Annotated in this window: 8 protein-coding genes and 2 pseudogenes; 1 reads left to right on the top strand and 9 read right to left on the bottom strand. The window is 58.6% G+C overall.

The features are described from left to right. Positions 1-350: 350 nt before the first annotated feature. From DJ74_RS03705 to DJ74_RS03685, 4 genes and pseudogenes are all read right to left on the bottom strand, one after another. Positions 351-1,186, bottom strand: a pseudogene (locus tag DJ74_RS03705) (site-specific integrase); the annotation flags it as partial. A 382-nt stretch (positions 1,187-1,568) separates the two neighbouring features. After that, positions 1,569-1,964 carry a hypothetical protein gene (locus DJ74_RS03695; protein ID WP_094524454.1) on the bottom strand — a complete coding sequence of 132 codons (396 nt, stop codon included), beginning with the start codon at positions 1,962-1,964 and terminating at the stop codon, positions 1,569-1,571. Between the two features lie 72 nt (positions 1,965-2,036). Further along, positions 2,037-2,333: pseudogene (locus tag DJ74_RS03690) on the bottom strand (DUF6516 family protein). A gap of 427 nt (positions 2,334-2,760) precedes the next feature. Then, positions 2,761-3,042 (bottom strand): helix-turn-helix transcriptional regulator, encoded by a 282-nt coding sequence (locus tag DJ74_RS03685; protein ID WP_094526401.1) that lies wholly within the window; start codon positions 3,040-3,042, stop codon positions 2,761-2,763. 86 nt (positions 3,043-3,128) lie between these two features. On the opposite strand from DJ74_RS03685, the gene DJ74_RS03680 reads away from it, so the two are divergent. Next, complete coding sequence (locus DJ74_RS03680; RefSeq protein ID WP_094526400.1) at positions 3,129-3,890, top strand: IS5 family transposase; 762 nt, start codon at positions 3,129-3,131, stop codon at positions 3,888-3,890. 642 nt (positions 3,891-4,532) lie between these two features. On the opposite strand, the gene DJ74_RS03675 is transcribed toward DJ74_RS03680, so the two are convergent. The 5 genes from DJ74_RS03675 to DJ74_RS03655 form a co-directional block, all read right to left on the bottom strand. Beyond that, positions 4,533-5,168 (bottom strand): CPBP family intramembrane glutamic endopeptidase, encoded by a 636-nt coding sequence (locus tag DJ74_RS03675; protein WP_094526399.1) that lies wholly within the window; start codon positions 5,166-5,168, stop codon positions 4,533-4,535. 366 nt (positions 5,169-5,534) lie between these two features. Continuing rightward, positions 5,535-5,957, bottom strand: a complete 423-nt coding sequence (locus tag DJ74_RS03670; RefSeq protein WP_094524457.1) for a twin-arginine translocation signal domain-containing protein — start codon at positions 5,955-5,957, stop codon at positions 5,535-5,537. After that, the gene (locus DJ74_RS03665; protein ID WP_176451306.1) at positions 5,954-6,730 is read right to left on the bottom strand and encodes a CPBP family intramembrane glutamic endopeptidase; all 777 of its coding nucleotides are present in this window, start codon (positions 6,728-6,730) and stop codon (positions 5,954-5,956) included. Before DJ74_RS03665 ends, DJ74_RS03670 begins: the two co-directional genes overlap by 4 nt. A 73-nt stretch (positions 6,731-6,803) precedes the next feature. Next, on the bottom strand, positions 6,804-7,577 hold the full coding sequence (locus DJ74_RS03660) for a CPBP family intramembrane glutamic endopeptidase (RefSeq protein ID WP_141212665.1): 774 nt from the start codon (positions 7,575-7,577) through the stop codon (positions 6,804-6,806). Positions 7,578-8,662: 1,085 nt separating this feature from the next. After that, on the bottom strand, positions 8,663-9,132 hold a 470-nt coding region (locus DJ74_RS03655; RefSeq protein ID WP_176451305.1), incomplete at its 5' end, for an ABC transporter permease subunit.

The raw sequence follows: 9,132 nt of genomic DNA, 5'->3' as shown, positions 1-9,132 counted from the left end.
TTCTTAACTTAACATCACCGTGACCTCGCGCTGATAGATTTTTGAATGTTGGATTCTTAACCATGTAATTCCGGACGTACAACGGTATTCGCACTCGTAGGCCCATTCTTGATGGAAAAAGATGTCTACGCTCTTAATCGCCGAATTTCGCAACCTTCCCGCGATCGGTTTCGAAGTCGACGACCGTTTGACGCGTTTTGCCGATGAACACCCTCAGTTCGGCGAGTGGTTTCGATGGTATCGAATCCATTTCTGCAAAGCCAAATCAAGGAGAGACCGCAACAATAAGTTCCATTCCTCGTTCCCACCAGATACTCCTGAGATGGCGTTCTCAGGCGTTGGACGGCCGCTTATCCGTCGATCTGATTTAGAGCTTCGGTTGCAGCGTCACCGAGTTCGCCGGCTTCGATGTGTGAGCAGCGCTCTCGTACCATCTCTTCGGAGTTATCGAGATACCGGGCCGCCACCGTGTACCCGAACGCACGGACGAGGACCTCACCCATCCCGCGTCGACCACCGTGCGGAGCGAGATAGTCGTGTTTCGGATGGTCGATGTCAATTTCTGCAGATTCCGAGAGCCGCTGGAGAATCGACCTAGCGCCGTCAGTCGTGATCGACGGCGGCTGAATATTCTCATCAAGCGCCAGCAGCAGGTCGCGAGTATATTCTTCACGGTGTTCCGTAATTGCTTCTGGGCGTTCCCCTCGTTCGGCTAGCTCTTCCCGAACGAGCTCCGCAAGCGTCCGTTGGTCGAACGTCGGAAACACTGGCCACCGGTCCGTCGGCCGGTCCATCAGCTGGCGGTAGCTCCGCAGCGGCGAGAGCACCGGGTCGGGGAGACTCGCGGCGTCCCATTGCTGTTTTTTCCGATAGACGTCCATACTCCCGTCGTCAAGTGAGAGGTCCTCCCAGCGGACGCCGTGCCGGCGCGGGTCATTGGGGTCCCGGAGGAGTTCGCCGACGCGGACGGCGGTGTACGCGAGGACGAACACCAGAGCCCGGTCACGAGCCGTCTTTAGTGCTGCGTAGCGCGCTCGCTGCTTGTTGAGGCGGTCAGTACCCTGTGGGAGTGTCGTGTACGCCTCGACGGCGGCGCGGGCCCGTTCGTCGACTGGCGGGTGAGGGCGTGGCGCTGTTCCGACGTCCAGGCCTGCTGGTCGCCGGGCTTGCGGCCGTCGTCCTCCGAGCGGGCGACCGAACTCAGCGACGAGGGCCGGTCGGCGACGCGGCGCGCCGTCGAAGAACTCCACGCCGTCGAGGATCGCTCTCGGTCCGCAACGGAGGCCGTCGGCCAGCTCGAAGACGGGATGGAGCGCATCGGCGTCACCACGGCGTGAGGCGAACAGCGACACGCTCGGCCGGGTCGGGATCCCCGTCCGGCGTCGCAGCCGAGAGCGTGAGGACCCAGTCGTCACCGGGCTCACTGTCGGTCGCTGGCCCGAGGGCGACCGTCCCCGCGAGGTCGTCGTCGACGTAGTACCACTCTGCGTCCCGATCGACGTGGTAGTGTCCGTCAGGTCGCGGCTCCTCGGGATCGATGTCGTCACCCCTCGTGTTTCTCCGTAGAGTCAGGCGTTCGCCTTCGGGCCCTGTCCGGACTTAGTCGTGAGCGGGAGGTCCGCGTTGATCTCGTCGTACCACACAACTGGGCGTTTTGCTCGGCCATTTTCCTCGAGTTCGACGAGGCCGTAGTCGGCCAGCTCGTTCACGTTCTCGAGGACCTCTGGCGGGTTCCGGTCAACGAGGCGTGCGAGCTCGCGGATGCTCTCCGGCTCGTGTTCGACGATCGCCTCCAAGAGCTCGAGGTTGGTCGAGCGGAAAACGCGACCGAACGTTTCGAGGTTCTCGATCGACAGCGTCGGCTCACTGGGGTCAACGTCCTCGCCAGCGTCGATCGCTTCGAGACGCTCTTCGAGGTCACTACGGTCGGCGGACTTGATCTGAACGTGGAGTGTCTGGGTCATGGGTGGTGGGGCGTGAGATGGTCGGTTGTGATTGGTCGCGGGTCTGTACGTCAGTCACCGTAGTTGAACGGGCTACCAGTCGTCGCGCTTCTCTTCTGGGAGCGCCGCCCGCCAGGCGCGGAAGATCTCCGCAAGGCCGGGGTAGTCGATCTCGAAGGTCTCACCGCCGAGGTGGAGTTCGTGGACGCCGTGGTGGTTGTCGAACCGGATGATCGGATCATCTGCACCGGCTTCGCCGTAGTGGTAGGCGTACTTGATCCCGTCCTCGAACCGGTCTGAGGTCGGGACCGAAAGCACGCGTATCCGCGCAACGGTGCCGTCGGCTTAGGCTTCAATCTCGTCTTCAAGTACGGTGACATCATCGCTCATCCACACACGTGTCGATGCACTCTGTTCCGATAAGTGTTAGGGTGAAACCTAACAAGAGCAAAGAAACAGATAGCATCCATGACGGCAACATCGAGCGATCGCTCTGTCAGCTGTGAGGCTATACTCAGATGTGGCTAATGCGGTACTACTCGTCATCGGAGTCGTCATCGACGAGACCTAGGAAACTGTCCGTTGCCTGTCTGAGCTACTGCCCGGCTGATACCCTTCTCGAACAGATTCTCGATTCCATCTTTGGACACTCCATTGAAAAACAGTAGAGTCCGGCAATTGAAGCGACACGAGTTAATCTTAACCATAATATTAATCTAAAATACTCTTTCTACGATGTCTAGTGATGCTAAGTGGAGCTCACGCGAGAAGAGCGTGAAATACTAGAGTCGAACAGTCCTCGAACGCAGCGGTTCGATCACCCGTCGTGGTCAATATACCCGGCTTCCCATTCAGTCCGCGCTTCGATCTCTCTAGTGCCCCGGCGAGTAGTGCTGTACTCGTTGGTCCGTCGGTCCCGCTGACTTTTTTCGATGAGTCCCTTCTCAACGAGCGTGTCGAGGTTGGGATAGAGCCGACCATGATGGATTTCCTTTTCGTAGTAGTCCTCGAGCTCGTCTTTGATCGCGAGCCCGTGGGGGTTGTCAAGTCCGGCAACTACGTACAGCAGATCGCGCTGAAAGCCAGTGAGATCGTACATGTCGCAATTTACTCATTCGAGTTTTGAAATACTAGGCTCTGTTGAAATCCTCTGGGAGTTACATGTTCGTCCTATAATTCCATGAGATGAAGACCCTCCCGAAGTCGCAGATTCTCCGTTTTACTGAGAAGGCGATCCATCTGGCACGCCGAGCCGTCTCTCAGTACTCCTCGAAGTTCTCAAAACACCGCTATACACATCCGCAGCACGTTGTTCTGCTGTGTCTCAAAGTTCGGAAGAACACGACCTATCGTGGTTTACTCGACGAACTGATCGAGATGCCACGCATTCGTCGAACTCTTGGATTAACTGAACTTCCTACGCCATCAACGCTCTGTAAGGCATTCAACCGGCTTGATATGACTGTATGGCGTGTCATATTGACTCTCTCAACCACGCTACTTCCGACGAGCGGAATCGTTGGAGTCGATGCGTCAGGGTTCGACCGGAGTCACGCTTCAAAACACTACACGAAACGGGCTGAACTTACGATTCAGCAGCTCAAAGTGACGCTATTGGTCGATGCGAAGGTGAACACGATCATCGACCTACATGTGACAACAACACGAAAACACGACAGCCAGATCGCACCCTCTTTGATTAAGCGCAATCCCGAGGGCATCGATATTCTGCTCGGTGACAAAGGCTACGACGACCAGAAGATCAGGCGACTTGCTCGGCAACACGAGGTTCGTCCACTGATTAAGCATCGTGAATTCACGTCACTCCACAAGGCATGGAACGCGCGTTTAGACGCTGATCTCTACGGCCAGCGGTGTCAATCAGAGACGGTCAACTCAACGCTCAAGCGGAAGTACGGTGCGTTCGTCCGGTCACGACGCTGGTAAAAGCAGTTCCGTGAACTCACCATCGCCTGTCTCAGTCACAATATCGACCGATCACTCTGAGCGGTCAATACAAGAGATACAGTTATCAGCTAACCGCGGTCGAAAGCTGCATTCAAACTACCCCAGCAAACCAGAGGACAGCATACGCCAACGCGAGAACTGACAGGATAATACTGATAATTCCGAGCATACGGCCTCGCTCTTTGGTCATATAGAATACAGGAATTGCTTTCATTATAAATCTATTCGGTTCAGGGACTTTGGTGCACAATACGCATCTCTTATCGACCAGCTGTTTCAGATGAGGATATGTCTGAAGAAGAGGATTTCAACAGAGCCGAATAAGTTGATTCCAGCAGATTCGGAACCGTATGCATTGAGACGGCCAGTCTCAACTACTGAAGCCTGTGAGACTGTCCGAATATCTGACGCCAGACCGTCAGGCGAATCTCGCTCATACAATGGCGTCGCATCGTACACTGGCCAGTTAGCGTGTGGTCGTTGGGCAATCCGTCGAAAGACATCTCGACGAGATTCCTGAGTTGATTGCATTACTAGGCGCTGGAAACGACATACCCAATAAGTGAGTCGTACCTCTTTGGGGCCAATCAGCAGGAGAGGGGTGCCACAAACTCTGAATGGCTATCTTCGCAGGGCGTTACGGTTCCTGACTGCCGGATGTATTCCTGAGCTCCTCCGGTGATATCGCGCCCAAGCGACCGTCACGAGGATACCGAGGAGAATAGCAGCCACGCCGAGGAGGCCGGCCTCGGGACCGAACGCACCGCCAGTCACGATGTCCGGGCCGTGCTGGTCAATAGCGAGAATGCTCGTCGTCGTCGACCCGCTAATCGGGAATCCGTAGAGGTTTCCCTCGAAGAAGTTCCAGGCGATGTGGACACCGATCGGGAGCTCGAGTTCCCCCGTCAGGACGTACCCGAAGCCGAGGAAGACGCCCGCGAGCGCTATCGACGCCGTGCTGATAGCCGTCGCGTTCGGCGCCGTGGCATGTGCCAACGCGAACACGCCGCTCGTCAGTACAATTCCTATCACTACGGCGCCGCGAGCGTCGACCGGTCCGACCTGGAACCCCTCAGCGAGGTTCGTCAGCAGGAAGCCCCGGTGAAGCAGTTCCTCGATCACCGACCCGACGAGGTAGGAGCTCACCGAGAGCAGGAACCAGTACGGAAACGTCCACTGTGGGACGCCACCGACGACGAAAACGTCGCGTATCGTGATCCAGCCGAGTGCCAACTGGAAAACGAAGATGGCCGTCATCAACGCGCCGCCCAGCGCGAATCCGACCCCGAGGTCGATCCACTACGCGCGATCGACGCGAAGACCAAAATCTCGGAAACGCCGCCGGTCCACGTACCGACTGGCCGGGTAGATCGCCACCGGGGTGGAGATTGCGCCGACCACGAGGTCAATCGTGGTTACGGCGATATTGCCAAAGGGGGTCCCTCGGAGTTCGAAGAGGGGTGACCGTCCCGTAACGACCGTTCCCAAGAGACCGGACAGTATGATTCCGAGGAGCCCAGAGGGCGAGTCCGGCGAGGATGCGTAGCGGCATCCGGAGTCGGCCTTCGGTGGCGTTCCAGACGAACCCTCGGGGATGTGCCGTCTTCAGAACCCGACGCACGTTCATGACGACTCACACCGTTTCGATGGGACCACATTCCTGACGCCGTCCCGATTGGTTAGCCGGAGTTCGAACACTAACGAGGGACACTCCGCCAAGTTCGACCACCGCGTGACCTGCTTCCAGGTGGGGCGGTCTTCCCTGTCGTCTTCAACCGCGACCTGATAGGTGTCGTCGGGATACCCTACACTGGTGAACGTCCGCCCGATGCCCGGTTCGATGTCCTCGCCGGCGAGCGATTCGACGACGTCACCGGCCTGGTTCGTGACGGTCACTGCGACTGTGTGCGTGACCTCCTCCTCGTTGGTAACGATCACCGTGAGGTCGCCGATGCCGTCCTCCGAGCCGACGCAGCCAGCCAGCGCCACGAGTGACCCGGCAGCCGTGGTTCCCGCCACGGCGCCGAGGAAGCTGCGGCGGTTCATGGCCTCGTCCTGCTCCCAGCGGGCCGTGTGGCTGTATTGGCCAGCATTCCATCGTCAACGACCCTGAGGTTGCGATCAGTCCAGAGGAGCCACGTCCCGAGAATGGCGACCCCGAGGACGACGACGATGTTGACGGGAACGAACACCGCCATCGCCTCGGCGGTAAGGAACGCCGGAAAGGAATTCTGGAGGAAGTGCCATCCGACCAGCGGCCACAGCGTCCCCAGTCTGAACGCGATTGCCGCGAGCCCGATCCCCGAGACGGCGCTCAACACGCCGACGAGCAGCACTTCACTCAGTGGTACGCCCACCGTGAGCAGCGAGAGGTGGGAGACGCCGAAGAGGAAACTGGCCGCGAGGGCGGCGAGAATCCGGCCTCGCGACTCGAAACTCCGGAGGACGACACCCCGGTATAGGAGCTCCTCTGAGACGGCCGCGCCGAGAGCGAACCCGACGACGACAAGTACAACGACACCGGCCGTCGAGAGGGACTGTCCATCAAGGATCGTGAACTCCGGGACCGCGAAGGGCGCCGGCGTGAGCGCAAGGGTTACTCCCAGCGGGACGAGCAACAGGGCGGCCAACACGAGGAGATACCGGCGACCCCCGGACGCTATCGGTGTAGTCAGCCGGACCTTCTGCCACCAGCCCAGCCAGGCGACCAGGCCGACGACGAGTGCGACGAACAGCCAGTTGACGACGACCCGGATACCGATGACGGAGAGTCCGGGTGCGAGCGTCTCGACCAGGGGTCTGGCGAGTACGCCGAACACCAGCATCGCCGAAAGAATACCGACGTACAACTGTACCGGGCGCGATTGGAAATATCTCAGTTGCATCCCCTAATCACGCTCCGAGAGGGGGGACCAGTGCCAGGCTGACGCCGATCGCGTTGATCAGGCTGTGGATCGCGATGACCACGACGAGGTTCTGGGTGCGCTCGTAGATCGCACCGAGGATGACCGACCCGACGGCGATGCTCAGAAGGGCGAAGAAGACGCCCAGCGAGAGGAGATCCGAGCCGCCGATCCAGTAGCTCGGAACGTGTCCCAGCGTGAAGCCGACGGAAACTATGGCGATGGCCGGTACTGGTCCCATCTGTTCGCGGAGGCGGCCCTGGACGATACCCCGGAAGAAGTACTCCTCGATGGGGCCGACGATGAACAGTACGCCTAAGAGCGCAAATCCGTACACCAGAACCGGTCGTTCGGCGGCAGCAGCGGTGATGAAGTTCGTTGGCGGTATCGCATTGACCAATTGCATCCCGATCTCGATCAGGATTGCGGCGACAAGCGAAATGACGATACCCGCGACAATCCAGCCGCTCTCGCGCACCGTCGGGAGCCATCGCGGCACGTGGACGGTAACCGGTCGGATACGGTGGTACGCGACGCCAATCAGGCCGATGGCTATCGTTGCGAGGAGGCCACCGCCGATGTACGTAAACGCAAGGTCGCCACCGTACCCGAACTGCGCCTGCACGAGCTTGAAGCCCTCGACGATGGCCAGCGGCGGGATCGCGGCGGCAAATAGTAGCCCGAGTGCGACGAGAATCGCCCGTCGCGGGCTATCGGCAGTTCGGGGCTGTATATCCGGCTGGTTGTGATTTGAAGTTGACATGATGAACACCGCAACGAAGCGCGATGCTTCCGTTATTGCTCGAACCTATATACGGGAGGACGACTCCTGAAGACGTAGGCCGTATCCATCCGCCTTTTAAATACACCTTCTTGATCCGGTCGGAATCGAGCCCGCGCGGGTACTATGCTGTTCTGGTTGCTGCGGGGAATCCGGTAAGCTGGGTACTACCAGCTCGGCAACCCAGCGATTGAGTATATGACGGTCGAGGCGGAACCGTTTTTGAAAATGGCAGCGAGGTCACTCTTGACATCCTCTTCCGCGTGAACGCGGAGGAATCCCGAGCGTTGGGAATTTCAGGTTCGCAACCATGAGTCCGGTTTCTTCTTCGGGAACTCGTTTAACCCATCACGAAACGGTGGCTGACTGGCGGTGCCAAACCGCCGGTACTCCTATCCTCTATGTCGTTGATTTCCACCGGTTGTTTTTGCCAGCAGGGAATGGCTGACACGTCAGTGGACTTGGAGTTACCTTTGGGCTTGCTCGACCAACAGGCACAGACGAACGCTTCTGGCATTCGCGTTCACCGTGTTGGTGTTTCGGATATTGTCTCATTAGCGGCGGCGAGGCCACCTCCGAAGGCCGTTCGGAATCGCTTCGTTCCGACCTGGCCGTACTCTTTGATACGAATTGACTCCACTTGAAACTGCGGACTTTGGAAACTCGGGAATGCCACCGAACAATGGTTGGTAAAGAGTTCTGTCGGATTCATCCAGCGGCTGAAGCCGCAGGTATTCTCCTCGAATCTCTATAAGGTTGATCACCAACTTGTCGGCTGCGTCGGAGTCGAGTACGATCCAGTAATTAGGTCAGAGAAGCTCCGCTTTGTAGTTTTCTGAAATCAAACCAGATACCAGAAAAAGGAAATCCTAATCTCGATACTCGGAGATAATCGCACCGAGCACCCCGATTGTAAACCCGAGAATGATCAGCCAAACGGCCAACCGAGCGGGTATCTCGATAACGGGACGAATCCAGAGGAAACCACCAGTAACGACGAACAAGAGGCCCAGTAACAGCCAGTTTGTCGTATTCATGAGATATTGTGATGTGTGTGAATAGTGTGGTCAGAGGTCTGCGGCGGCAAAGCGCCGGTAGCCGAGCACCAGCGGAACGACGAGCCAGAGCGCGAGCACCGCGATGCTAGCCCACCCCGTGAGATAGAACGGGACCGCACCGTCCAGCATTCCGCCGAGAGTCAGGGCCGCCGCGGTACCGTCACCGAGGAACCACCCGAGGGCGTTCTGGTAGGCGGCCGATGGCGTGACGATGTTGAGGAACGCATACCAGCCCGGCACCGTCGCGATTCCGCCGAAGGAGAACCCGTTCACAACGAACATGACTGCCGGGGCTAGGAGATCGCCGAGGAACTCGAGGAGGACGAACACGCCGACCCCAAACGCCATCGCCCGCCCGCCGCTCCCCGTCGTCGCGGAGACGGCGACCATGATGCCCACGTACACGAGGGCAAATAGGAGCGTAACCGCGGCGAAGATCGCGTAGTCGACCGGCGAGAACGTCGGGAACAACGCGACGA

The sequence above is a fragment of the Halorubrum sp. Ea8 genome, from assembly GCF_002252925.1.
Taxonomy (GTDB): Archaea; Halobacteriota; Halobacteria; order Halobacteriales; family Haloferacaceae; genus Halorubrum.
This window is presented reverse-complemented; position numbering and strand designations above follow the sequence as displayed.